Genomic DNA, 24,468 nt, shown 5'->3' on the forward strand with positions numbered 1-24,468 from the left:
GAACGCTGGGGTCAGCCGTTTGGCCTGCTCGCGGCAAAGGTGCGTTGCGCGAACATAAGACTGACGACAAAGAATGCTTCGACGGCCATCGGGACAAATGCACCTGGGGTGATGCCGTCGACAATCAGGCTGACGGTGCGGCCCGTGATCGCTATTGCAAACAACAGGATGGGCGCAATGAGGAAGCCTGCATTTTGGCGCCAGGCCGCAGCAGCGGACAGTATCCCGCCCGTCAGGAAAAAGGCACACATGTCTGCGCGCAGCACTGCCATTCCGGGAATGCCGTTTGGTGAAAGGAAGAAATTGGCGCCCGACTTGACGGGATCGACCAGGAAACCAAGGCCCACGACAATACCGAACAACGCAGCCAGTGCCGCAAGTATGCGCGCAATCAACATCCTGTGCCCCTTCCCTATCCGGCCCCTTTTTGCCTTTCGGTGGCCCCGGCATGCGATAGCGCACATCGGACGGGTTGCAACAGCGCCTCAGTGAAAATCTCGTGATTTCGGGAACGTGCGGACGTTGCGCGGATGCCCGCCTGTTCGGACAGGACGCGGCAACTGCGGGTGTGCGAAGACATCGGCCCGGCTGATTTCCGGATCGGTCCGATGGGCATCGGACAATGTTGCAAGAAGGCTGGTCCGGTCGATGATCCGGTGTGCCATGAGGTGGATCACACCTTCGGGACTTTTCTGTACTGTCCCTGCAACCTGCATCAGCCGCGCGGACATGACGGCAAGCCGGAACCGTTCGAACGTGCGTGCCCACATGATGATGTTGGTAACGCCTGTTTCATCCTCCAGCGTGATGAAGATTGCCTTGCCATTGCCCGGCCTTTGGCGAACGAGGACAACCCCCGCGACCTCGCCACGCGTACCGTTTGCGGCGCGGCTGATCTCGGCACAGCTCGAAATGCCCTCGGCTGCAAGGACCGGGCGCAGGATCTGCATCGGGTGCGCCTTGAGCGACAGTCGCACCGTCTGGTAATCGGCAGCGACATGTTCGCCCAGATGCATTGCCGGCAGGTTGGCGTCGGGTTCCACCCCCAGTTCGCGCGCACGTGCGGCCGCAAAGAGCGGCAGTTCATCCGCCGGCGTGCGCTGTGCTTCCCACGCGCCTTCGCGACGGTCAAACCCCAGCGAACGCAATGCATCCGCATCGGCCAGCAGACGCAGTGCACGCGGTGGAAGATTGGCCCTGCGCGCCAGATCCTCAATCGAGGAAAACGGGCGACGCGCCCGCATGGCATCAGCCCAAACTTCTCGAAATCCGCCGATCTGCCGGAGACCGAGACGAAGCGCATCACCTGCGATGCTGCTATCCCAATCGCTTTCATTGGCATCCACAGGAAGCACCTCCACGCCATGTTCGCGCGCATCGCGGACAATCTGGGCCGGGGCATAAAAACCCATGGGTTGTGAATTGAGGAGCGCAGCGGCGAAAATCGCGGGATAGTGGCACTTGATCCAGGCCGATACATACACCAGCCGCGCAAATGAGAGGGCGTGGCTTTCCGGAAAACCATAGCTTCCGAACCCTTCGATCTGGCGATAGCAGCGTTCGGCAAATTCCGCTTCATAACCGCGCCGGACCATCCCGCCGACAAGCTTTGCGTGGAACCTGTCCATGCCACCGACATGCCGGAAGGTGGCCATGGCACGGCGAAGCTGGTTGGCTTCGGCCTCCGTAAATTCAGCCGCAACGATTGCCAGCTTCATGGCCTGTTCCTGGAACAAGGGCACACCCAGCGTCTTGCCGAGTACTTCGCGAAGTTCGCCGGGAGAATGCGGCGGTCGCGGCGAAGGGAATGAAATGGTCTCCCGCCCGGTCCGACGCCTGAGATAGGGATGAACCATATCGCCCTGAATCGGACCGGGCCTTACAATCGCAACCTGGATTGTCAGATCGTAGAGCGTGCGCGGCTTCAGGCGCGGCAGCATGTTGATCTGCGCCCGGCTCTCGACCTGGAAGACACCGATACTGTCTCCCCTGCACAGCATGTCGTATACCGCCGGATCGCTTGAATCGATGTCGACCGTCAGGTCATGATCGCCAAGATCGTTCTTCCGCATCAGGTCATAGGCCTTGCGGATACATGTCAGCATGCCGAGTGCCAGCACATCGACCTTCATCAGGCGCAGCGCATCGATATCGTCCTTGTCCCATTCGATGAAGCTGCGGTTCTCCATTGCTGCATTGTGGACCGGAACCGTTTCATCGAGCCGGTCCTGCGTGAGCACGAACCCGCCGACATGTTGCGAAAGGTGCCGGGGGACGTGCAGGATGCGCTCGGAAAGCACTTTCAACCGGGCGATCTCCGGATTGTCGGGATCAAAACCGGCTTCCCTCAGGCGCTTCCCGTCGGGCTTGCTGCCGAAGCTGCCCCACACCGTTCCGGCAAGCCGCGCGGTCACGTCTTCGGTCAGGCCAAGGGCCTTGCCGACTTCGCGCACGGCGCTTTTGGGGCGATAGTGTATGACGGTTGCGGCAATGCCGGCGCGATGTCGACCATAGCGCCTGTAGACATATTGCATGACCTCCTCGCGGCGCTCATGCTCGAAATCGATGTCGATATCGGGCGGCTCCTTGCGGTCTGACGATATGAAGCGCGAAAAGAGCAGGTCATATTGCATCGGGTCGACCGACGTTACGCCAAGCAGGAAACAGACCGCTGAATTGGCGGCAGACCCCCGACCCTGACACAGAATGGGGGGACTTTGGCCACGCGCAAATGTCACCAGGTCATGAACAGTCAGGAAATAATAGGCAAAGCCTTCCGTCTTGATGAGCGCCAGTTCCTCAAGCACGGTGCGGCGGAGCTTTGGCGGTATTCCCGTTGGATGTCGCCTGATCGCACCCTGCCAGGCAAGATGGGCCAGCCAGTCATCCGCGGACCAGCCCTGCGGAATCGGCTCGCGCGGGTATTCATAGCGTAGCTGGCCAAGATCGAACCGGACCCGTTCGGCAAAGCGGATCGTCTCTGCAATCGCCTCGGGCCAGGCAGCAAACAGGCGCGCCATTTCGGCGGGCGGTTTGAGATGCCGCTCGGCATGGGCTTCAAGCAAACGCCCTGCCTTGTGGATCGTCGTGCCGAATCGGATACAGGTCATGATGTCATGGATGGGCCGATCCTGGGGGCGGGCGTAGAGCGTATCGTTGGTCGCAAGCAACGGAACGCCGGCCCCGGCCGCAACCTCGCGATAGACGGCCAGTTTTCGGGCGTCGGATCCGGCATAGCTCATTGAAACACCCAGCCAGATCTGTCCCGGCGCAGCCTTTTCCAGGGACGCGAGTATTCTCGCCAGATCGGGAAAGGCGCTTTCCCGCAAGAGAGGCATAGGCCGATCGCCTTCGAGCGGATAATCCGGTGGAGATTTGTGCGCCTCTTCCGTGCCGCCGCTGGCATAGGGCAGGACGATCACCAGAAGATCATCAAGAAAATCGAGCAGGTCTGCAAAGGCGAGAATGCAACTCCCCTTGACCGCTTTCATGTTCCCCCGGGTCAAAAGCCGGGTCAGCCGGCCCCAGCCATGGCGCGTGGCGGGATAGGCAATGATATCGGGCGTGCCATCGACAAAGACCAGCCGGGCCCCTGTCACAAGGCGCAGGCCATGACTCTCCGGCGCGTCACCCAGCGCGGCCCAGGCCCGCACCACACCCGCCACGCTGTTGCGATCGGCAATGCCGATCGTGTGGAGGCCAAGCGCTATGGCCTGTGCAACCATATCGGCAGGCAGCGATGCCCCGCGCAGGAAGGAATAGCTGGTGGTCGCAACCAGCTCTGCAAAAGCGGTTTGGCTCACGCGAAAAGCCCGTGCAGATACCAGTCGGGTGACCGGGCCTCGCTGCCATAAAGGCCGTGCCGGAAAAGCCAGAAACGGCGACCGCGTTCATCCTCGACACGAAAATAGTCCCGGGTCATCCCTCCCTTTCCGGCTTCATGCCCCTCGCGACGGCGCCACCATTCGGACGCGATCCGTTCGGGCCCTTCGTAACGGACGACGACATGCGTCCTGCGCCGCCACTGGAAACGGCGCGGCGGCCCGTCTGGCACTTCGGCAATCGCGAGGATCGGCTGGGGCGGGTCGAAGAGATGAAGCGGCCGCAGCGGCGGTTCTCCCGCTGTCACTTTCGGCCAGGGCATCGGATCCGGGGGGTCGTTTGCCGGAAAGGTGAAACAGGCCTGTTCGGGAATATGTGTGTCCCGGCTGCCAAGGCGCTGCACCCGATTCCTGCCAAGCCGGGTCGAGAGACGATCGACGAGCCCTGCCACTTCAGCGTCCCCGGCGACCGGCGTTGCAAGACCGGTTTGCACCGGACCCAGCGGTTCGGTGACGGCAATATCGAGCCGGACCGCATCATAGCCAAAGCCGGGATCGAGTGGATCGGCAAGTGCTTCGATCCGCTCGCGAAACAACCGCATGAGCAGGGCCGGATCATGTGTGGGCTGGCCGGTTTCGACAAAAAGCTGCCTGACATCGCCATCGCTGCGAAACAGGCTGGCAGCAAAACGCCGCCCACCTTCTCCACGTTCGCGCAAGGCATCCCGGGCCTCATCCGCCAGCGCCTCGAGTGTTGCCAGCACATAGTCGGTTGCGGCGATCGGTTCGGCAAAGCGGCGCATGACGAAGAGCGCAGGCGGCACCCGGCGCGGCGTGATGCGGATATCCTCTTCCCCCAGCACGCGCGCCAGCCTTGCAACCATGTCCATGCCGAACCGCGCAGCAAGCGGACTGCGCGGGCGCGCAGCGAGATCGGCAATCGTCGCAAGTCCTGCACGGCGAAGCGCTATTGTCTGGTCCTCATCCAGGTCGAGCGCAAGGATGGTTGGCGCCTCTCCATGCCGCGCCAGCGCCCGCGCCCTGTCCGGCGTTTCAGCCAGCGCATGCCGCACACTGAGCCCAGCACGGCCCATCCGGGCGGAGAGATCGGCAACCAGTGCAGCTTCACCGCCCCAGATATGTGCACACCCCGTTATATCGAGGATCAGGCCGTCCGGCAGATCGAGTGCCACCATCGGGGTATAGCGATCGCAATCGTCGGCCACGCGCTCCAGCAGCGCTGCATCTGCGGCCGGACTATGATCATGCGTCGCGAGATCCGGAACACGTGCCCGCGCATCGGCAAGCGTCATACCGGGCACAAGGCCTAGTGAAAGCGCGTGTGCATCAAGCGCCACCAGCCGCATCGCCCCGCGACGCTTTTCGACAAAAACCCGCTGAACGGTATCGCTGCTCGGCGCCTCACGCTGCCAGCGGTCGGCGCTGAGCAGGGGGAAGAACAGCGCGAGATAGCGCCGGTTCCCGGAAAACATGCTCCTCACGATCCCACTCCATGACAAGGCCGAAAGGCGGAACGCCACCACGATGGCGGACAAGTTCGACCGACAGCGCAGCATGCCCCGGCGCATTGCCGGGCAGAGCCGCCGACGATGCCGATGCAACAGTCCAGCGCGTGGCCGCAGCACTGGCAAAAGAGGTCGTCCTGTCCCTCAGGATGAACGCTGCAATACCCGACGTCTCTGCCGCCAGAACCAGCCTGCGGCTCGCCGTCAGGTCCAGCGCCCTGGCATCTCCCCAGGGTTCGATGACGACGGCACCTATGCCTGAACATCCCAGAATATCGGCCGCGGCACGCAGGGCGGACAGCGTATCGGACGCCGTCACGAGAATGATCCGGTCCGGATTGATGCCGAGTTCCACAAGGCCCGGCCCATAAAGCCGACCGTGCTGGCGCTGGCCCTTGTCCTCGCGCAGCCAGAGAATTGGCTTCGCGTCACTGGCGCGGGCTGCCAGCATCAGGGTGAAACCGCTGACGGCTGAATGATCGTCGACCTCTGCAGCGCAAAGCTCGTGAAGCGCCCCAAGCGCCAGCCCACCCCCAAGCCGGATATCGATAGCATCGCACCCGAAAGAAAAACGCTTCTGCCCGCCGCGCGGGCGTTCCAGACGTTCGAGACGGCGCTTCAACCGCGCAAGAGAGGCAGACGAATCAGACATAATGTTCCTATTATGTTCTAGAAACACTTTTGGCCAAGCAGAGTCAAGCCGGGCAGCCGCCCGGCCTGAATGAAAGCGCCTGATCCTGGCCCTATTTCGAGAAGCTGCGGGGTGCTGGCGCGATAACCGAAAAGCCGGTCGCGTTGATCTGCTGCACTTCGAGCATGCGGTCGGCTATGCCGTCTCTCCCGAAGCGAAAAGCACCGTCGATCCCGGAAAAACCGCCTTCATCGACAAGCTGGGCAATCGGAAATGGCGTTCCGACCCGCCAGCCGCCCGCAATCTTGTTCGCAAGAAGGACAGCATCATAGCCCAGGCTCGCAAGCCGATAGGGGCCCTTGCCGAACCGCACGCGATATTTGGCTGCGAGCTGATTGTAATAGGTGTCCGAGACGCTTGCGAACCAGGCCCCGTGCATCGCCGGGCTGTTCGCCAGCGTCCCTTCGGTATTCCACAGCTCAGTCCCAAGGACCTTCGCAGTCGCCCCGCCGCTGCGCCGGATCGCCGGAACGATCTGGAGCGCGACACGGCCCGAATCCGCAATCAGGATCGCATCATATTGCCCGGCCAGGGCAAGCTTCGTCACGGCAGCATTGATCGATCCTGCAGAACGGTCAAAATTCTGCATCGCGATCAACCTGCCCCCGCTTGCTTCCACAGCGCGGATCATGGCCTGCGAGGCGCGTTGCCCATAAGTGCCATTGGGCACCAGTCCGGCAAAGGTCGTCAGCCCGCGCGACCGGGCATAAAACACCACCCTCTCCACAGACTGCGTCGGAACAAAACCCATGATGTAGGTCCCGTTCCCGGCAACCGACGTGTCGTTCGAAAAACTGATCAATGGCACCTTCGCGGCACGCCCGATCGGTGCCACGGCTTTCACATCATCTGCCAGCAATGGCCCGAGAATCAGCTTGTTCCCGTCCGCGACCGCCTTTTGCGCTGCGGCTGCGGCACCGGCAGCCGTATCATAGGTCGTCACCCGGATATTCTGCCCGCCCGTATCGAGCACTGCCATGTTCGCCGCATTGGCGATCGATTCCCCGACGCCGGCATTGGCACCCGTCAATGGAACGAGGAGTGCAATACGGTGGCGCGTCGCATCGGTTGGCAATTGTCCGGTGACCGGGCCTTCCTCGGGCGGCTTCTCGATCGGCCTTGGCGGATGCTTGGGAACGACCTGACAGGCAGCGAGCAGGGCCGAGACCGCAAGGACCATCCAGCGCCCCACGCCCATTGATCGACCCACATGTAGTTGCCCTAGGGCCTTTGCCTCTGCCATATCCCGAATCCTGATGACTAAAACGCTTGAACCCGGACTCTATATCGTTGCGACGCCAATCGGCAATCTTTCCGATCTTTCTTCCCGGGCCGCGGATATTTTGAAGCAGGCCGATGTGATTGCGGTCGAGGACAGCCGGGTGACGGGCAAGCTGCTCAATCATCTCGGCATCAAGCGCCCGATGACACCCTATCACGACCATGTTGCCGAAGGCGTGCGACCTGCGCTTGTCGCCCGAATGGCCAGCGAAGCGGTGGCGCTGGTCTCGGATGCCGGGACGCCACTGATTTCCGATCCCGGATACAAGCTGGTGCGCGATGCGAGAGCAGCCGGCCACGCTGTCACAACGATACCCGGCCCATGCGCTGCAATTGCCGCATTGACGCTTGCCGGCCTGCCGACGGATCGCTTTCTGTTCGTCGGCTTCCTTCCGTCCAAGGCAAAGGCGCGCGCCGAGGCTATTGCCGAAATCTCAGCGATCCGGGCGACGCTGATCCTCTATGAATCGGGGCCCCGTCTTGGCGCAACGCTCGCTGCGCTGGCATCGGGACTTGGCGATCGCGAAGCAGCGGTAGCGCGGGAAATCAGCAAGATGTTCGAGGAATGCGTCACAGGCACATTGTCGTCGCTCTCCCAACGCTATGCCGACGCACCGCCCAAGGGTGAAATCGTCATCATTGTCAGCCCGCCGAGACAAGAAGCGGCTGTCACGGACGAAGCCATGATTGATGCGGCGCTGCGCGAAGCACTATCCCGCCTTCCCCCTGCCAAAGCCGTCGGCGAGGTTTCGAAAGCCATGAAGCTGGACAGGCAGGAACTTTATGCCAGGGCCATGGCGCTGCAGGGAAAATGAGCCGGGCAGAGGCGGAACGGCTCGGTCGCTGGGGCGAAAGGCGCGCGGCCTGGTGGCTGCGCCTGCAGGGTTGGCGGATCCTTGATCAGCGCGTCCGGCAGCGCGCCGGGGAAATTGACCTGATCGCGCGCAGAGGACGGACGACTGCATTCATTGAAGTCAAGACACGAACAACAGTGGCGGCGCTCGACCTCGCGATCGACGACTATAGGCTGCGTCGGGTGGCCGCAGCCGTCGAAGCCGTGTCCCATCGCTATGCCCGAAGTGGCGATGACATCAGGATCGACATAATACTGATTGCGCCGCGCACCTGGCCGCGCCATCTCGTCAATGTGTGGCACGCCTGAACGCGCCGTCGATCAGGCCGCCCTGCGTGCCGATTGACCCTGGGGCGAAGAGGCAGCCTTGTCCGCCACCGCGTTTCTGCCGGATTTGACAATATAAAGGGCCGAGTCCGCTGCATTGAGCAAACCGTTGACGGTGTTGGCGGATGCAGGAAAGCTAGCCGTGCCAATGCTGGCCGAAACAAACACATGATGCCCGTCGATCAGATAGGGTTCGGCGAGGACGCTTCCGATTGCGGCAATCCCGTCTTCAAGGACTGCGCCACTCCGCTCATGCCCGAAAATGATCGCGAACTCGTCGCCCCCGATCCGCGCGACATGATCGCCCGGCTGACATGCACCCCTGAGACGATTGGCAAGCGCTATAAGGACTTCGTCGCCAGCTGCATGGCCGAATCGGTCATTGACCGGCTTGAAGCCGTCAAGATCGAGCATTGCGATTGCAAACTCGCTTGAGGCGTACTGGGAAACCCGATCCTCAAGCAGCTTGCTGAACGACCTCCGGTTATGAAGGCCGGTCAGTGAATCGGTATTGGCAAGCGCCTCCAGATCGGTCTGGAGCTCCAGATTGCGGACCATTTCCCGAAACTGGCCGATGATCAGCCGGCTTTGAAAGATGGACACGGCGATCACATTTGCTGCAAGCGCAATCAGCCGCACATCACCGGAAATGAACATTGCAAGCGACGTCGGTGCCAGACCGACAATAAGCGAGAGAATTGCTGCGCTCGGCAGGCTGGCCAGACTGCTCGCACAGGCAGACGCTGCAAGAAATATGAAAATAATGACCAGCGCGCGACTCGCTTCCACTGTGATCAGGAAGCTTGACGCGGCCCAGATGCTGCTTGCGCCCATCAGGATAATGCTGAGCATGTTGACGCGACGCAGATATCGGCGCGCCTCTTCGCCGCTGACCACAAGCTTGCGCCTTTTGATCCAGGCATGACAGCGCCAGATGCTGGCAACCAGCATCAGGATGGGCATGGCAAGCTGTAGCGCGATCGGAAAGTCGCCCTGCGATGCCAATCCCGCACCGGCGGAAATCATTGCGAGAACGACATAAAGAATGGGAATGCGCTGGCGCAGCCGGTCGAACTGGATGATGGCAAGCTCATCGCGCAAGGATGCAGGCATCGTGGACGTCTCCACGATGAGATCCTCCCAATCTCTGGACAGCCATTCTCGCACGCGCCGCATTGGACCGATTCTGATTTCCTGTTCGAACCGCGTAACGATATGTGAACATGGTAAAATTCAGATGAAGACTGGGATTTGCGCCAAGTTGGGATGACAAATCCTGCACTGACCCGTAGAGCGCGACACATGACGCTCAAAATCGCATTCCAGATGGATCCGCTGGCGGACCTCAACATTTCTGGAGATTCGACCTTTGCCCTGATGCTTTCGGCGCAAGCGCGCGGCTATCAGAGCTACCAATATGCTGCGTCAGCGTTGAATTATGCCGATGGCCGGGTCTGGGCAAAGGCCTACCCGGTGGACATGGTACAGCGGGTCAAGGGAGACCATTTCAGGCTGGGCGAGCCGGTGTCGCTTGATCTGGGCACGCAAGCCGATGTCGTGCTCATGCGACAGGATCCTCCGTTCGACCTTGGCTATATTACGGCCACGCATCTGCTCGAACGCGTTCAGCCGCATACCCTTGTTGTCAACGATCCAGTCAGCGTGCGCAATGCACCTGAAAAGGTCTTTGTCCTTGATTATGCGCAGTTCATGCCGCCGACACTCGTCACGCGTGACTATGAGGAAGTACGGGCGTTCCAGCAGGCGCATGGCCAAATCGTGATCAAGCCGCTGCACGGCAATGCCGGATCGGCGGTCATTCATATCGATGCAAAAGGCAAGAACCTTGCCGCGCTGTCCGAACTGTTCGGTCAGGTCTGGCGTGAGCCCTTCATGGCCCAGGCATTCCTGCGCGAAGTATCGGGCGGAGACAAACGTATCGTGCTTGTCGACGGCGTCGTGGCCGGAGCTATCAACCGTATCCCGGGCGAAGGGGAAATCCGGTCCAATCTTGCGGCAGGCGGCCATGCCGAGGCAACCCAACTCACGCCCGGAGAACAGGCCATTTGCGACGCGATTGGGCCGGAGCTGAAGGCACGCGGGCTGGTGTTTGTCGGGATCGACGTCATTGGCGGCAAGTGGCTGACTGAGATCAATGTCACGTCACCGACGGGCATCGTGGCGATCGACCATTTCAACGGAACCGACACCCCGGGCATGATCTGGGATGCCATTGAGGCCAGACTCGCAAGCCGATGAGCGAGTGGATCATTCACCTCATCGACCAGACGGGTTATCTCGGCGTCGGTTTCCTCATGTTTTTGGAGACCGTATTCCCTCCCATCCCGTCCGAGGTCATCATGCCGGTTGCAGGCCTCGCAGCGGCGCGCGGCAAGATGGACATTTTCGGAGTCGTGGCCAGCGGGACGCTTGGCGCGATGCTCGGCAATTATTTCTGGTATCTCGTTGCTCGCGTGATCGGGATCGAACGATTCAAGCCCTGGATTGAAAAATATGGCCGATGGCTGACATTCGATTGGGCAGAGATCGAACGCGCCGAAAAGCTTTTTGGCCGCCAGGGTTGGGCAATTGTCTTCTTCGGTCGCATGTTGCCGACGCTGCGCTCGCTTATTTCGATACCCGCAGGCCTGCTCCACATGCGTCTGTCGACTTTTGTCATATGGTCGACGATCGGCACGACCGGCTGGACAGCGCTGCTCGGTTTTTCCGGCTGGACGCTTGGACAGCGCTTCGGGACCGTGGAAACCGTGGTGGGCCCACTTTCAACTGCAGTCCTCGTCGTGATTGCGATCGGCTATGTTTGGCGGCTCGTCCGCTGGAAGCGCGCCTGACCCTCTATTTCCCGCGCATCGTATCGAGTGCATGGCGCCCAAAGCTGGCAATCAGTTCGCCGACTTCTCGCACATGGGCTGCCGAACGCGCGCTTTGCTCCTTCACGAAATCGCCTTGCGCCTTGATGACGTCCTGAACGGACTTTGCATTGGCAACCTTGCGCATCGTGGCAAATGCCTCACGAGCGTTTGCTTCGGCATGATCGATAACCTTGGCGTTGATCGCAGCAGTGTTCGCCATTGCCTGCGCAGCGCCTTCGCGAATGACCTTGCCGGCCTTCTTGACCGGTTCGGCAACCCTTTCAGCTGTGCTCTTGGTCTTCTTGGTCTTTTCAGCCTTGGCGGCGGGCTTCTTGGCCATCATGCATTCTCCTTCTTGCGCTTGCTGACAGACGCAGCTTTCCTTGTTTTCGGCGGTACAACACTTGCTTTCTGAGACTTGGGAGCAGCTTTCGCAGCCTTGGGCTTCGCCGCTGCGGACTTCTTCGCCGCAGGCTTAGGAGCAGCGTCGGGCTTGGAATCGCCTGGCTTGTGAAGCACAGCATCTCGCAATTCTTCAAAGGCCATACGGATCGCGGCTGCGTAATTTGCCGGATCGGGCATCATGTTGCGATCACTTGTAAAGCTGATCGCAATGTCATCGCCATAGCTGTAGATCGTGTTGATCAGGCCCATGCCGTCAAAGACCGGTCCCATGCCCATCATCTTCACCATTTTTGCACCGGCAAAATAGAGTGGCACTCGGCTGCCTGGCACGTTTGTGGCTACACAGTTGAAGATAGGCGCATGCGCATTGGCAACGCCGAGCCGGGTGTAAAGCCGCGCGCCAAGACCCGCGAGCCCGGACGGGATCAACTGGCTGTAATCCGTCAATGTGCGGGCCCCGACCGCATTTGTCATGGCCTTCGAATTCTTGGCTTCGCCGTGAATATAGGCGAGCCGCTTTGCCGGATCGGCAATATGGGTGCCAAGGTTGACGACCATTGCGGACACAAGATTTCCAAGGGCCGATTTTTCCCCCTCCGCACGGACCGAAATCGGCGCCATCGCTGAAAGGCTCTCCTTTGGAAGGCTGTCACGCGCCTTCAGATAATGGCGCAACCCGCCCCCTATGATTGTGAGGATCGCGTCGTTCACGGTCGCGCCCGGAAGGGATTCCTTGATGGCCCGCACATCCGCAAGAGGGAAAGACACTCCGTCCCACACCCGATGCGCAGAAACCTTCCCATTGAGAACAGTCTTTGGTGCCATCCTTGCTCCGGAAAGCGAAACATCCCCACCGGCCACATCCCGCGTCAGGCGGGCGATACCGGGTACAGTCTTCGCGAAGGTCTGTGCAAAACGGAGCGGCTGGCGGATCGAATTGACCCAGGAGCGGAACAGCAATTCACCGACCGGCGGCGTCGATTCAGGCTGCCAGTCATCGGCCACAGCCTTTCGCGCAGGCTTTGGTTCCAGGTCATGCACCGCAGCCGACATCTCGACCCCCGACATGCCGTCAATCGCCGCATGGTGCACCTTCGAAACAAGCGCAAAACAGCCCTTTGGCAAGCCCTCAATATTGTCGAGGCCCTCAACCACCCAGAATTCCCACAAGGGTTTGGACAGGTCGAGTGGGCGTGCATGAAGCCGCGCGACCTGAATGCACAATTGCCGCCAGTCGCCCGGCGCAGGCAGGGCAATGTGCCGGACGTGATACTCGAGATCGAAGTCCTTGTCCTCGATCCAGTATGGATGATCGAGATCGAAGGGTACGCGAACGAGTTTCTGGCGGAAGCTGCGCGCGCCACTGAGGCGATTTTCGATGTGTGCCAGAATCTCCTTGAAGCGCACCTTGCCGCCCGGCGCCGTGGACGGATCATAGATTCCGACCGAGCCGATGTGCATTGGCGTATTTGCGGTTTCCAGGTAGACGAAACTTGCGTCCTGTCCGCTCAGTTGCTCCATGCCTTGCCCTCCTTGTCAGCCATTGCTTTCGGCCTTTTGCCACAGGCTAACAGGCTTCTTGGCCGGAGGCGAGTCCGGGCAATGATGTTCCAAATTCGACAGGCGCAAATTGCGCGGCTAAGAGATTTCACATGTCAGACCGTCCCGATACCCCTTTGCTCGATACTGTCAGGATTCCCGCCGACCTGCGCAGGCTAAAGCCGGAGCAGCTCCGTCAATTGGCGGATGAATTGCGTGCCGAAACAATCAGCGCCGTTTCCGTTACCGGCGGCCATCTGGGCGCAGGTCTGGGAGTGGTGGAGCTGACGACGGCCATTCATTATGTTTTCAACACGCCCGAAGACCGGCTGATCTGGGATGTCGGCCATCAATGCTATCCGCACAAGATCCTGACCGGACGGCGGGACAGGATTCGGACTTTGCGCGCCGGAGGCGGTCTTTCCGGCTTCACCAAGCGCAGCGAAAGCGAATATGATCCGTTCGGCGCAGCGCATTCATCCACATCGATTTCGGCTGCGCTGGGCTTTGCGATTGCCAACAAGCTTGCTGACAAGCCGGGCCGCGGCATTGCCGTCATCGGGGATGGCGCGATGTCTGCTGGCATGGCCTATGAAGCGATGAACAATGCCCATGCGGCCGGCAACCGGCTCGTGGTCATTCTCAACGACAACGACATGTCGATTGCGCCCCCCGTCGGGGGACTGTCCGCCTATCTTGCACGAATCGTTTCGTCTCGCCCGTTTCTTGAACTCCGCGACTTTGCAAAGCGCATTTCCCGCAAACTGCCCGAACCTCTCCATATTGCGGCTCGCAGGACAGACGAATTTGCCAGAGGCCTCGCCATGGGTGGCACCTTGTTCGAAGAGCTCGGATTCTATTATGTCGGGCCGATCGATGGGCACAACCTCGACCATTTGATTCCTGTTCTGGAAAACGTTCGGGACGCCGCCGAGGGGCCATGCCTCATCCATGTCGTTACGAAGAAAGGTCATGGTTATGCCCCGGCCGAAGCTGCGGCCGACAAATATCATGGCGTTCAGAAATTCGACGTCGTCACGGGGGTGCAGGCCAAGTCTCCCGCAGGTCCGCCCAGTTACACAAATGTGTTCGCCCAGGCCCTGATTGCAGAGGCGCAGCGCGACGAAAAGATTGTGGCCATCACCGCAGCCATGCCTTCGGGCACCGGACTCGACAAGTTTCAGCAGGCCTTCCCGGGCAGGACCTTCGATGTCGGCATTGCAGAACAGCATGCCGTCACATTTGCGGCCGGGCTTGCGGCACAGGGCATGCGCCCGTTTGCGACGATCTACTCGACATTTCTGCAGCGCGCCTATGATCAGGTCGTCCACGACGTCGCGATCCAGAACCTGCCGGTTCGCTTTGCCATAGATCGGGCCGGGCTGGTCGGCGCGGATGGCAGCACGCATGCGGGCAGCTTTGACGTCACCTACTTGTGCACATTGCCGAATTTCGTCGTGATGGCAGCAGCGGACGAGGCTGAACTGGTCCATATGGTCCACACCTGCGCATGCCACGACAGCGGCCCCATCGCGGTGCGCTATCCGCGCGGCAACGGGACTGGAATTCCCTTGCCTGCGACGCCCGAAAGACTTGAAATCGGTAAGGGCCGGATCGTCCGCCACGGCAAGAAAGTGGCGATTCTCTCGCTCGGGACCCGACTTGAAGAGGCGCTGAAGGCCGCCGACCTGCTTGAAGCAAGGGGGTTGAGCACGACGGTTGCCGACCTTCGCTTTGCAAAGCCGCTCGACAGTGAGTTGATTCGCAAATTGCTGGCCACGCACGAAGTGGCCGTCACCGTCGAAGACGGGAGCATCGGGGGCCTTGGTGCCCATGTTCTGACGCTGGCCAGCGATGAGGGGCTGATCGATAGTGGCCTGAAACTGAGGACAATGCGCCTGCCCGACCGGTTTCAGGACCAGGATTCGCCTGCCAAGCAATATGATGACGCTGGCCTCAACGCACCGCAGATCGTCGATACGATTCTCAAGGCGCTCAGGATGAATTCCGTGGGTGTTATTGAGGAAGCGCGGGCCTGATCGCCCATCGGGCCGTGTGTTTGCTGCAGCCTATTGGCGCGCGGAACTTTCCGCGCCCAGTCGCACGCCAATCCACACGGTGCGCGGTGTGGCCCGCTCGACAATTCCAGCACCGCTGATGCCAGCTTCAACGCGCGTGTTCGCAAGATTTTCGCCCCGAAGCGAGAGGCTCAGGCCGCCGGTCAAGGGAATGGTTGCGACTGCATCAAGCGTAAGCGCATCTTTCAGCCGCCTTGAATTGCCGTCATCTTCAAACTGCGATGAGACATAGCGCGCTGTCGTCTGCAGCCAGCGCCAGCCAAGAGTCGCACTCAACAGGTGCTTCGGCACCTGCGCCGGGCGCAATCCATCGAGTGAACTCGCTGGCCCACTTGCCCGAACCTTGGCATCGGCAAAGGCATAGCTTGCACCGAGCGTCCAATCCCCCAATTTTGCCTGCGCATCGAATTCGATGCCGTTGCTCCGGATTGCATCAAGGTTCTGGCGTTGGCGATAGGCTCCGCCCGCCGCGACGAATCCAACGCCCGGAAACACGCCCGGTCCCGATCCCAAAGTCACATTGGCGATGGCCCGGTTCAGCCGATTTGAAAACAGCGTGGCGCGCATGCTGACCGTTTCGACAGGCTGCCAGTCGATACCGACTTCAACACCACGGCTGCGCTCCGTCTTCAGCGCAGGATTTGCTGCCGTTGCGTCTGCACCGACCCGGAATGGTCGATAAAGTTCATTGAGCGTGGGCAGCCGCCAGCCAAGATAGGCTGCACCGCGCAGCTTGATTGGGCCGACGGCATAGGCAAGGCCCACGCGTCCTGTCGGCTCCCAACCGCTTCTGTCTGCCGGCCGATCATTCCGGATTGGCGCGCCCGTCGCAAGCGTGCGTTCAAGCAGGCGTCCATCACGAATGGCCCAATGGTCGATCCGTCCACCGCCTGTCAGAGTGAGTGCGCCAATGTCAGCAGAAATTTCGGCAAAGGCCCCCAGTGCATCGCTGTTGCCGCCCGCCTCGCGCATGCGCGTGGGCAAGGCATTCACGTAAGTGAAGAGTTCGCGCGTTTCACCGACCGTGCGCCGATAATCTGCCCCGAGACGCAGTTCAATTCCGTGACCAACGGGCGGTCGCACTTCCAGACGCGCACCAAACCCGGTTGACGGGACATTGAACTGGTCCACTGTCTGGGTGATACTTGTGCGGGCCGCATTGATGCTGACAAACCGGCTCTGGAGCTTGCGCGCCTGGATGTAGGCCAGTGCCTGCCATGCCCAGTCGCCGCTGTGCACGAGCCGCAGGCTTGCGTCAGCGCCGTCTCCACCGTTGCCGGAGAGGATCGTGCCGCGCGTCCGCCGGTCTGTGAAGGCCAGCGCCGAGGCCTGCAGTTCGGTATTCATCGACAAGGGTGCGACGCCACGTATGGCAACACTCGCCTGTTCATAAGGTGCTGCACTATCGACAGGTCCGCGCTGGCTGGCGACAATCGGCACAAATCCGTCGCCACGCGCATAGCTTGCGGTCACAAAGCCAAAGCTGCCGCCCAGCTTTCCCCCGACGAGCAGATTTCCCTCAAGGGACTGGCGGCTGCCGTAGCTCACATCGCCGATCAGGCCATCGACCTGCCGCGCGCCAAGACTTGCGAGTTCAATCGTACCTGAAAGCGCTCCGGATCCGAATATGCCGGAACCGCCACCGCGCGTGACCCGTGCGCTCGACAGCCGAATCGTCTGAAAGGCCGGCCAGGTGACCCAACCTCCAAAAGGATCGCTCTGCGGGACGCCGTCAAGCACAAGCAGCGCGCGTGACGACGCGTTGCCGCCAAGGCCGCGGAGGGTCGCTCCCTGACTTGTGGCATTCGCCGAGCGTGCGTCCGATCGTCGGAACTGCTGAAGGCCGGCGACATCGCGCAATGCGTCTTCAACGCGGTTGGATGCTGTTCCCTCCAGCCGATCCCGGTCGATTGTAACGATATCATAGGCCGCATCGCCCTTCGCTGCTGGAAGAGCCGATCCGGTGACGATGATGTCAGGAGCTTCCGCTTGGCTTGCCGACGGTAGTGCTAAGCAACTCGCCACGACTGCACAGAGGAATGGGCCCTTCGTCATCGCCCCCACTTCTGGAAGACGGGAATATCGGTCGGCAACCGGTGATAGGGCCGCGCATCACAGGCAAAATTGGCCGTATCCGGGCCATCAAACTGGGATTGGTCATCCAGCGAGCCGACCTTGATAATGATTCCCGCCTTGAACCCTGGCGCACGTGTGAACAGATGCGTTCCGCAGTCTGGGCAGAATTCGCGCGTCACCGCCCCTTCAATGTCGCTGCGGGTGTACCCCTTGACCGCACCTTTGGTCAGCGCGAACCCGTCGAGCGGAACCGCCAGGATGAGCAGAGACCCGCCGCCTGTGATGTATTGGCATTCCCGGCAAAAGCATTCTGCCTTCATGACAATCGGCCCTTCGGCCTTGTACCGGACAGCGCCGCAGTAGCATCCGCCTTCGATCGACATCGCCTTCTCCTTTTCTCAGGGTTTGACCGCCTCAGGGTGCGCCGCCTTGAAGGGATTCAGCGCGTTGCACGCCGCATCGATCCGCACAAGGTTCGGAAATGCATCCAGTGGTGTGTTGAACCGGTTCGCATTGGCCATTTGGGGAACCAGGCAGATGTCCGCGATATTCGGCGCCTCACCTCCCAGATAGGGTGTGGATCGATCGGCCATCGCCTCCAGTGCCGTAAAGCCTTCGATGATCCAATGGCGATACCAATCGTCCCTGGCAGCCTCTTCGACACCGAGTTCGTTCTTCAGATATTTGAGGATCCGCAAATTGTTGACCGGATGAATGTCTGAAGCAATCAGATAGGCCATTGCGAGTGCATGTGCTCTCTTGTCGGGATCGGATGGAATCAGCCGGACGCCCGGTTGAGTTGCATCCAGCCAGTCAATGATGGCCAGACTCTGCGTGAGCCTCAATTCACCGACTTCAAGCATCGGAACGAAGCCCTGCGGATTCTTGGCAACATAATCCGGCGCGCGCTGTGCCCCATCGAGCAGGCTGGTGGGGACTGCCTCATAGGCGAGGCCCTTCATGTTCAGGGCGATACGGACCCGGTAACTGGCCGAGGAGCGCCAATAATCATAAAGCCGGATCGTCATTCTTGCCTCCGTCACAGCGGGCCTCGACCAAGGCCACCAGTTGGCCGACGTCGCTGATCTGCGCAAGGTCGGATGCACCGATAACCAGCCGAAGTCGATCGCCCTCCTGCATCAGAATGGCCGGAAGCGGGATATCAGCGGCAGGCCAGGCCTGCCTGAAATCGGACCTGTGATAAAATCGTATTTCACGGCCGGACTGCTTCTGCCAGGCCCGCCATTCAGGCCTCATGCGCGTGAGGCCATGGGTGATGGCGCAAAGATCGCAGGTGTAGGTCGATGGAGAGAAGAGCTTGTGAGCCGAATCCATGATGCCATTCAGCACTCCGGCTTCCGCGTTGTAGACAAAGACAAGAGTCACGGCTGATTGGCAGGCTGCATTGGCATTGCCGCAATCCATTGGCTCAACAGTGCAACCCCTTCCTGATGGACACTCGCACGCCCCAGTTCGGGCATGGCAATTCCCGGATCGAGGCTTTGCATGCGATACAGCATTATCGACCGTTCCGGATGCCCCGGATCAATCGCAAATTCATCATTGCCCGACCCGCGCCCGGCAGCGGTCGGCCGCTTGTATATGCCGAGGTTCGGACCGGGGCCCTGCTCCCAGTTCAGCCAAAGCCCGGACGTGTTGGCAGGACCTTTCGGATTGTGACAATGCGCACAATTGACCTCGAGATAGGCCCGCGCGCGCAGAGCGACACTGGCTGACCCAGGTTCATCCCAAACCGGCAGGCGAGGAATCTCGGCCGGCAAGCGGTCTAATCTGCCCGCACGCAAAGCCGCCTCGAGCTGCCCGTCGCGGTTGAGATTGCGGGCCTTGGGGCCGATCGGACTGATTCCGCCTGCCCCGTCATCGTGGCACCCCTTGCACTGGTTTACGTTCGGGATGGCATAGCTGATCGCGCGTGGCTTCCCGTCAAGATGCGTCCAGTTCACGTCAATCCGCATCCCGGCCCGCCGCAACACGGCATCGCTCCCGTCGGCATTCCAGACATAGGGCAAGGCAATCCAACCTGACGCCCTGCGCACAAGCAGGCGAGTTTCAACGATACGAAGACCTTTGGCCGGCACGCGCATGTCAGGAGGATAGCCGAAGCTCTTGATGAGCACGCTGCCGACCGGGAAGTCGAGCACACCATCATCCCGCCAGCCGATCTTCTTGCCGGGCGGGACATAATAGTAGCGGAATTTTTCCGCATAATCCGAAAAGAGCGGCGTGTTCAGCCGATAGGGCGTGACCCCGGCATTGGGCTTCTGCCCGTAAGGACCCGCCAGAAGGTGGAATTCGCCAAGGCTTGCCGGAAGCGCGTCACCCGTAATCAGCGCATCATCAACGGGGATGGGCGGACTTGCGCTGACCAGCAAGCCCCATGCGGCCAATGCCGCAAACGCGCGCATCACCGGATCGCTGCCTCCATCGATTGTGGCAACACGATCGGCGCAAGCTGTGCAGGCTCGGCTCCCTGGCTCAGATCGACAACGGCAGGATTGGCAGACGTGGCGCGTGCCTTGGGATCGGTCAACCCGAGGGAAAGAGTCGGCACCTTGTCCGTGACCCGGATGTTACTGCCTGTCCCGTCCCAGACAATTGGAGGAACGCTGCCCATTGCTGCAAGCATTTCGGCACCGCCTTCGAATTGCGGCCCAGGCGCATAGCCTGCGCGTCCATGCATGTTACCGCCGATCACGACATTGGCCGGAAGAGGATTATAGCCTGTGTCGGTAAAGCTGTTGCGATATCCGACGATGAAGATGTTGGTGCTGCCGTTCTCGCCCAGGATGTTGTTGAACACATGGACATCCCGATTGGCCATGATGATGACTCCGGTCCCGTTCGGCACCCCGGCGACGATATTGCCCTTTGGCGCAAAGTTCGGCGTGTCGTTCCGTTCAGACCGATTCGAGAAGATCCGAACCGAATGACCGCCCTTTTGCGGCAGGTTCGGCAAGTCGAACACCAGAATGCCCCCCGCATTGTGAGTGGCGACGTTCTGATAGACGTCGGCACCGTAGCAATTCTCGATCTCGATTCCTGCAACATTGAACATGGCGAGCGAATTGCGGACGATGATGTTCTTCGACTGCCCGACATAGATGCCAGCGTCGGATGCCCCCTTGACGGTCACCTTGTCGATCAGGACGTCACTGGATTCGACCGGGTAGACGCCATAGGCGCCATTGCTGGCCTTCGGGCCGCCTGTCCATTCGACCCTCAGGTCGTGATAGACGATGCGGTTCGCGGCCTTGGACTTTATTCCGTCGCCGCGGGAATCCTCCACGGCAAAACCTTGCAGGACGACATCATCCGCCGTCACCAGAAGGCCTTCGCCCGCGCCCTTCTGTCCCTTGAAGCTGAGGATTGTGGCAGCAGGGCCTGCGCCTTTGACCGTCACTCGGTCAACATCGAGCGAAAGCCCGTCGGTCAGGTCATACCGTCCAGCGGCGATTTCCACGATATCGCCCGGCTTTGCGTCAATCAGTGCCGACTGCAGGCGGGATTGCGCATCGGCACCGGGTTCGACCCGGATCGTATCGGCAAGGGCCGGTTGAACAAAGGCCAGCAAGCTGGCAGCGACGAAAAAGGGGATTGGCTTCATGGCTTAATCATTGCACTTACATGGGTGTAAGCCAAGAGAGGATTCCCATGTTGCGTACAATTCCCGTTGCAGTGCTGCTCAGCCTGATCTCCGCCACACCTGCCCAGGCAGCCGCATCGGTTACCGGACTTTGGGTGACTACAGAAAAGGACAGCATCGTCGAAATCGGGCCGTGTGGCGCGACACTTTGCGGAAGGATTGCGCGCATCCTCAAACCCAATCCCAACGGGCCACCGCGCGATATCAACAATCCTGATCCGTCGCTTCGAAGCCGGCCGATCCAGGGTCTCCCGATCCTCACAGGATTCCGCGATGCAGGGCGAAACTGGGAAGGCACTGCCTATGATCCGCGCGCCGGCAAGTCCTATCGTTCCTACCTCACGCTCATGCGGGACGGCACGCTGGAGGTGAAAGGCTGTCTCGGGCCCTTCTGCCGCTCCAAGAGCTGGACCCCGGCTCGCTGAACTATTCCGGGCGCACTTCCAGCTGGAATGACTTTTCGGGGACGAGCCACTTGCTTGCCGCCTGCTGAAGTTCGGCTGGCGTAATCTTGAGATAGTCCGTTACCAGAGACTGGAGCGCCGTTATCTTTCGCGGATCGCGCGTGGCTCCCGTCAACTGGCCCAGCCAGAAGGAATTGCCGCTCGATGCGCGATTGATCGATTCATGAAGCGGATTGATCACACGGGCAAGTTCATCTGCCGAAACCGGATGGGCGGCGAGATCGGCCGCTATCCCTCTCGAAATCGCGAAGAAACGTTCAAGGCCCTCCGGCTTGAGTTGCGAGGTCACGATAAAGCTGCCGCCACTTTCCAGGCCAGTCGGCCAGCTTGAATCGACGCTCGGGCTATAACTTGCGCCCTCTTCTTCACGGAGTTGAGTGAACATGCGGTCATTGAAGATCTGCGCCAGAATTTCGAGTTTCCTCGCTTCGTAAATGCTGCCGAGCCCGCCACCAAGAGGCCAGGCAAGGACAGCCGCGGCCTGCTCTTTCGGGCCCTTGTGCGTACGCACGATTGGAACCGGAGTGGGGGCGACGCTCGCCGGAGACGCTTGTCTGATCGAGACTCGCTTAACCGGTCTCTTCTTCAACGCACCAAAGCTCGCTGCGGTTGCGGCAACGGCCTCATCGGCCGAAATATCCCCGAAGACCATGACTTCGATGGGCCCGGTCTTCAAAAGTGGCTCCCAAAAGGCCCGGAACGCTTCAGGAGTCAGAGCTTCGACATCGGCTCTGGTAGGAGTCGACCAGCGCGCGTCACCGCCACGCAGAAAGCCGCCAAGATCGCGCCCAAGTACCGAACCCGGAGAGGATTCAAGCGTGTCATAGCCCGTCAGGAAGGAATTGCGCGCCCGCAGGACCGGGGCCGGATCCCAGCGGGGCATGGTGATGGCCGCCGCCATCAATCGCAATTGATCCGTCAGATCCGATGCGCGCGTCTGGGCGCGGAACTGGAATGCGTCGTCGGCAATATCGAAGCCCATGTTGATCTTTCGACCGCTCGTCAGACGATCCAGTGCATTCTGATCGAACGGGCCAATACCCCCCGCGACAAGCGCGGCGGGCGCGGCCCAGGCTGGCGTCTGGCGATTGGCAGGCAGGGCTTTCATCCCGTCCCCAAAGCGAACATTGACATAAACCTTGCCCTGTTCGGATGGATTGGGAGAAACGAGCAGCTTGACCCCATTGGCAAAGGTCACCTGCTCGACGTCAATCTGTGGGACGGGAATTGGGATCCGCTTCTTGATCTGGCCAGGCTTGCCCGGGCTGGGCAGTTGATCGAAGCTGACAGGCGTTCCGCTGCCCGCCGAGGCCATGGCCGAAACCGGAGCCGTGATCGCTGCAGCGAGTTCGGTTTCTGCGTTTTCGAGCGGAACCGGGCTCGTCAGCAGGGCTCGCGGGCCAATTCCCGTGAAGAGCTTGCGCGTGGAAGCAAGAATCTTCTCCGGCGAAATATCGTCCTTTATCCCGCTGAACACATCAAGCGCGACTTGTGCTGTCGCCACGGTCTCGCGAATGTTGACAGCCTCGATCAAATCATCGGCCTGCTTGGCTGCTGCCTCCGCACGCTGCGTTTCGACGCCGACTTGAAGTGACGCAAAGAATTCATTGGCCTCCCGATTGATGTCGGCTTGCGAACTTGGATTGGTCATCGCGTCGGCAATCACTGCCCGCACGTCCCGAAGTGCCGCCTGCCAGTCATTGCCGAGAGGTGCGATCTGCACAAATGTGCCGTCTACCGAGCGCGCGACATCGTCCTGATCGACTTGCGCCTGCAGGAAACTCCCCCCCGCACGGGCGCGTTCTTCCAGCCGGCGGTTGATGAGGCGAAGTGCGACGAGATCGACCAGGCGGCCTTGATTATACGCAATCGTATCATTCTTCTGAAACCACGGACGCAACCAGGCCATGTTCACCACAAGTGGCGCGCCGGGCTCCGTAATGGCCTTGGCAATGGGCTTGCCATCGGTGGGGCGACCGAAATCGGGGTCCGGCAAAGAGGGGCCAATCCCTTTCCAGTCCGAAAAATACTTGATGACAAGGTCTTCGAAAACCAGAGGATCTCCATCCCCGGAAATGACGACCACCGCACGTTCCGGGCGATACCAACGGTCATGAAAAGCCCGGATTGCCTGAGGCGTTGCAGCATTGAGCGTTTCCGTCGTGCCGATGGGCTGACGATTGGCAAGAGGCTGACCGGCAAAGAAATGTGCCGTTGTCGCTTCGCTGATCCGCATTCCCGCGCCAAGACGTTCCCGAGCCTCGGCAAGGACAGTGCGACGCTCAGTCTCCACACCTTTTGCAGAGATTTCGGGCGCCATCATCATGCCGGAAAGAATCTTGATGCTCTCTTCAAGGCCGGATCGCGTCGCCCCCGGCAGGTCGAGCTTGTAGACGGTCTGCGTCAGGGTTGTGTTGGCATTGGTGTCACTGCCAAACGTCGCCCCCAGTCGCTGCCAAGTCTTGATCGCTTCGCCATCAGCAATGTAGCGGGAGCCGCGGAAGCTCAGATGCTCCATGAAATGGGCAAAGCCGCGCTCTGTCTCGCGTTCCATGAGCGATCCGGCCTCGATGTCGACGCGGACCGAAACCTGGCGCGGCGGAACTCCGCTGCGGCGCACCGCATAACGGACTCCGTTTGGCAAAGTCCCGAAAAGCCAGTTCGGGTCGGGCGGTATGTCGCTGCCCTTGTAGAGCCAGGGCGTCGGCCGCTCAGTCGAAACTGCTGGCGCTGGCGCTGCCCGTTTCGCAATTGGCTTTGCGGTATTGCGCGCACCCCATGATGGGGCGACGAGACCGAGCGTGGCAAGGAAGGCAAGGGTGAAGCGCAGCGCGCGCAAGGGCTGTAAGGACATCAAACCGTGTTTACCG

The 24,468-nt window shown here is 60.6% G+C and carries 21 protein-coding genes; 6 read left to right on the forward strand and 15 right to left on the reverse strand.

Annotated features, from left to right (window positions below; all coding sequences use genetic code 11):
- Positions 1 to 11 precede the first annotated feature (11 nt).
- The 5 genes from K0O24_RS01960 to K0O24_RS01980 all read right to left on the reverse strand — a co-directional run bounded on the left by K0O24_RS01960 (position 12) and on the right by K0O24_RS01980 (position 7,281).
- Positions 12 to 398 carry a hypothetical protein gene (locus K0O24_RS01960; protein WP_219894159.1) on the reverse strand — a complete coding sequence of 129 codons (387 nt, stop codon included), beginning with the start codon at positions 396 to 398 and terminating at the stop codon, positions 12 to 14.
- A gap of 87 nt (positions 399 to 485) precedes the next feature.
- Positions 486 to 3,803 carry an error-prone DNA polymerase gene (locus tag K0O24_RS01965; RefSeq protein WP_219894160.1) on the reverse strand — a complete coding sequence of 1,106 codons (3,318 nt, stop codon included), beginning with the start codon at positions 3,801 to 3,803 and terminating at the stop codon, positions 486 to 488.
- Positions 3,800 to 5,314, reverse strand: a complete 1,515-nt coding sequence (locus K0O24_RS01970) for a Y-family DNA polymerase (protein WP_219895430.1) — start codon at positions 5,312 to 5,314, stop codon at positions 3,800 to 3,802. Before K0O24_RS01970 ends, K0O24_RS01965 begins: the two co-directional genes overlap by 4 nt.
- Positions 5,244 to 5,999: an ImuA family protein gene (locus tag K0O24_RS01975; protein ID WP_219894161.1), complete on the reverse strand. Its 756-nt coding sequence runs from the start codon at positions 5,997 to 5,999 to the stop codon at positions 5,244 to 5,246. The genes K0O24_RS01970 and K0O24_RS01975 overlap by 71 nt, the downstream gene beginning before the upstream one ends.
- Positions 6,000 to 6,090: 91 nt before the next feature.
- Positions 6,091 to 7,281 (reverse strand): penicillin-binding protein activator, encoded by a 1,191-nt coding sequence (locus K0O24_RS01980; protein ID WP_219894162.1) that lies wholly within the window; start codon positions 7,279 to 7,281, stop codon positions 6,091 to 6,093.
- 13 nt (positions 7,282 to 7,294) lie between these two features.
- Between K0O24_RS01980 and rsmI the strand changes: the two genes are divergently transcribed.
- Together rsmI and K0O24_RS01990 are read left to right on the forward strand one after the other, a co-directional pair.
- Positions 7,295 to 8,134 (forward strand): 16S rRNA (cytidine(1402)-2'-O)-methyltransferase, encoded by an 840-nt coding sequence (gene rsmI / locus K0O24_RS01985; protein WP_219894163.1) that lies wholly within the window; start codon positions 7,295 to 7,297, stop codon positions 8,132 to 8,134.
- Complete coding sequence (locus K0O24_RS01990; RefSeq protein WP_219894164.1) at positions 8,131 to 8,481, forward strand: YraN family protein; 351 nt, start codon at positions 8,131 to 8,133, stop codon at positions 8,479 to 8,481. Before rsmI ends, K0O24_RS01990 begins: the two co-directional genes overlap by 4 nt.
- A 12-nt stretch (positions 8,482 to 8,493) precedes the next feature.
- Here K0O24_RS01990 and K0O24_RS01995 read toward each other — a convergent pair whose 3' ends face one another.
- A complete protein-coding gene (locus tag K0O24_RS01995) occupies positions 8,494 to 9,627 on the reverse strand; it encodes a GGDEF domain-containing protein (RefSeq protein ID WP_219894165.1) in 1,134 nt (377 codons plus the stop codon).
- A 174-nt stretch (positions 9,628 to 9,801) separates the two neighbouring features.
- On the opposite strand from K0O24_RS01995, the gene gshB reads away from it, so the two are divergent.
- Both gshB and K0O24_RS02005 read left to right on the forward strand, forming a co-directional pair.
- Positions 9,802 to 10,758 (forward strand): glutathione synthase, encoded by a 957-nt coding sequence (gshB, locus tag K0O24_RS02000; RefSeq protein ID WP_219894166.1) that lies wholly within the window; start codon positions 9,802 to 9,804, stop codon positions 10,756 to 10,758.
- Positions 10,755 to 11,351 (forward strand): DedA family protein, encoded by a 597-nt coding sequence (locus K0O24_RS02005; RefSeq protein WP_219894167.1) that lies wholly within the window; start codon positions 10,755 to 10,757, stop codon positions 11,349 to 11,351. Before gshB ends, K0O24_RS02005 begins: the two co-directional genes overlap by 4 nt.
- Before the next feature lie 4 nt (positions 11,352 to 11,355).
- Here K0O24_RS02005 and K0O24_RS02010 read toward each other — a convergent pair whose 3' ends face one another.
- Both K0O24_RS02010 and K0O24_RS02015 read right to left on the reverse strand, forming a co-directional pair.
- The gene (locus tag K0O24_RS02010) at positions 11,356 to 11,715 is read right to left on the reverse strand and encodes a phasin family protein (protein ID WP_219894168.1); all 360 of its coding nucleotides are present in this window, start codon (positions 11,713 to 11,715) and stop codon (positions 11,356 to 11,358) included.
- Positions 11,712 to 13,298 carry a WS/DGAT/MGAT family O-acyltransferase gene (locus tag K0O24_RS02015; protein WP_219894169.1) on the reverse strand — a complete coding sequence of 529 codons (1,587 nt, stop codon included), beginning with the start codon at positions 13,296 to 13,298 and terminating at the stop codon, positions 11,712 to 11,714. The genes K0O24_RS02010 and K0O24_RS02015 overlap by 4 nt, the downstream gene beginning before the upstream one ends.
- Positions 13,299 to 13,429: 131 nt before the next feature.
- Between K0O24_RS02015 and dxs the strand changes: the two genes are divergently transcribed.
- The gene (gene dxs, locus K0O24_RS02020; RefSeq protein ID WP_219894170.1) at positions 13,430 to 15,355 is read left to right on the forward strand and encodes a 1-deoxy-D-xylulose-5-phosphate synthase; all 1,926 of its coding nucleotides are present in this window, start codon (positions 13,430 to 13,432) and stop codon (positions 15,353 to 15,355) included.
- Positions 15,356 to 15,385: 30 nt separating this feature from the next.
- On the opposite strand, the gene K0O24_RS02025 is transcribed toward dxs, so the two are convergent.
- Genes K0O24_RS02025 through K0O24_RS02050 form a run of 6 tightly spaced genes read right to left on the reverse strand, consistent with a single transcriptional unit; the run spans position 15,386 to position 21,095 of the window.
- Complete coding sequence (locus tag K0O24_RS02025; protein WP_219894171.1) at positions 15,386 to 17,449, reverse strand: TonB-dependent receptor; 2,064 nt, start codon at positions 17,447 to 17,449, stop codon at positions 15,386 to 15,388.
- Positions 17,446 to 17,853 (reverse strand): GFA family protein, encoded by a 408-nt coding sequence (locus tag K0O24_RS02030; RefSeq protein ID WP_219894172.1) that lies wholly within the window; start codon positions 17,851 to 17,853, stop codon positions 17,446 to 17,448. Before K0O24_RS02030 ends, K0O24_RS02025 begins: the two co-directional genes overlap by 4 nt.
- A gap of 15 nt (positions 17,854 to 17,868) precedes the next feature.
- Positions 17,869 to 18,498 carry a maleylacetoacetate isomerase gene (gene maiA / locus K0O24_RS02035; RefSeq protein WP_219894173.1) on the reverse strand — a complete coding sequence of 210 codons (630 nt, stop codon included), beginning with the start codon at positions 18,496 to 18,498 and terminating at the stop codon, positions 17,869 to 17,871.
- Complete coding sequence (locus K0O24_RS02040) at positions 18,479 to 18,856, reverse strand: hypothetical protein (protein WP_219894174.1); 378 nt, start codon at positions 18,854 to 18,856, stop codon at positions 18,479 to 18,481. Before K0O24_RS02040 ends, maiA begins: the two co-directional genes overlap by 20 nt.
- On the reverse strand, positions 18,853 to 19,896 hold the full coding sequence (locus tag K0O24_RS02045; protein WP_219894175.1) for an SO2930 family diheme c-type cytochrome: 1,044 nt from the start codon (positions 19,894 to 19,896) through the stop codon (positions 18,853 to 18,855). Before K0O24_RS02045 ends, K0O24_RS02040 begins: the two co-directional genes overlap by 4 nt.
- On the reverse strand, positions 19,896 to 21,095 hold the full coding sequence (locus K0O24_RS02050) for a parallel beta-helix domain-containing protein (protein ID WP_219894176.1): 1,200 nt from the start codon (positions 21,093 to 21,095) through the stop codon (positions 19,896 to 19,898). The genes K0O24_RS02045 and K0O24_RS02050 overlap by 1 nt, the downstream gene beginning before the upstream one ends.
- 47 nt (positions 21,096 to 21,142) lie before the next feature.
- Here K0O24_RS02050 and K0O24_RS02055 point away from each other — a divergent pair, with 47 nt between their 5' ends.
- A complete protein-coding gene (locus K0O24_RS02055) occupies positions 21,143 to 21,559 on the forward strand; it encodes a DUF2147 domain-containing protein (RefSeq protein WP_219894177.1) in 417 nt (138 codons plus the stop codon).
- A 1-nt stretch (position 21,560) separates the two neighbouring features.
- On the opposite strand, the gene K0O24_RS02060 is transcribed toward K0O24_RS02055, so the two are convergent.
- Positions 21,561 to 24,452, reverse strand: coding sequence for a M16 family metallopeptidase (locus K0O24_RS02060; protein ID WP_219894178.1), 2,892 nt, complete (start codon positions 24,450 to 24,452; stop codon positions 21,561 to 21,563).
- Positions 24,453 to 24,468: the final 16 nt, after the last annotated feature.

This window comes from Aquisediminimonas profunda (genome assembly GCF_019443285.1).
GTDB lineage: Bacteria > Pseudomonadota > Alphaproteobacteria > Sphingomonadales > Sphingomonadaceae > Aquisediminimonas > Aquisediminimonas profunda.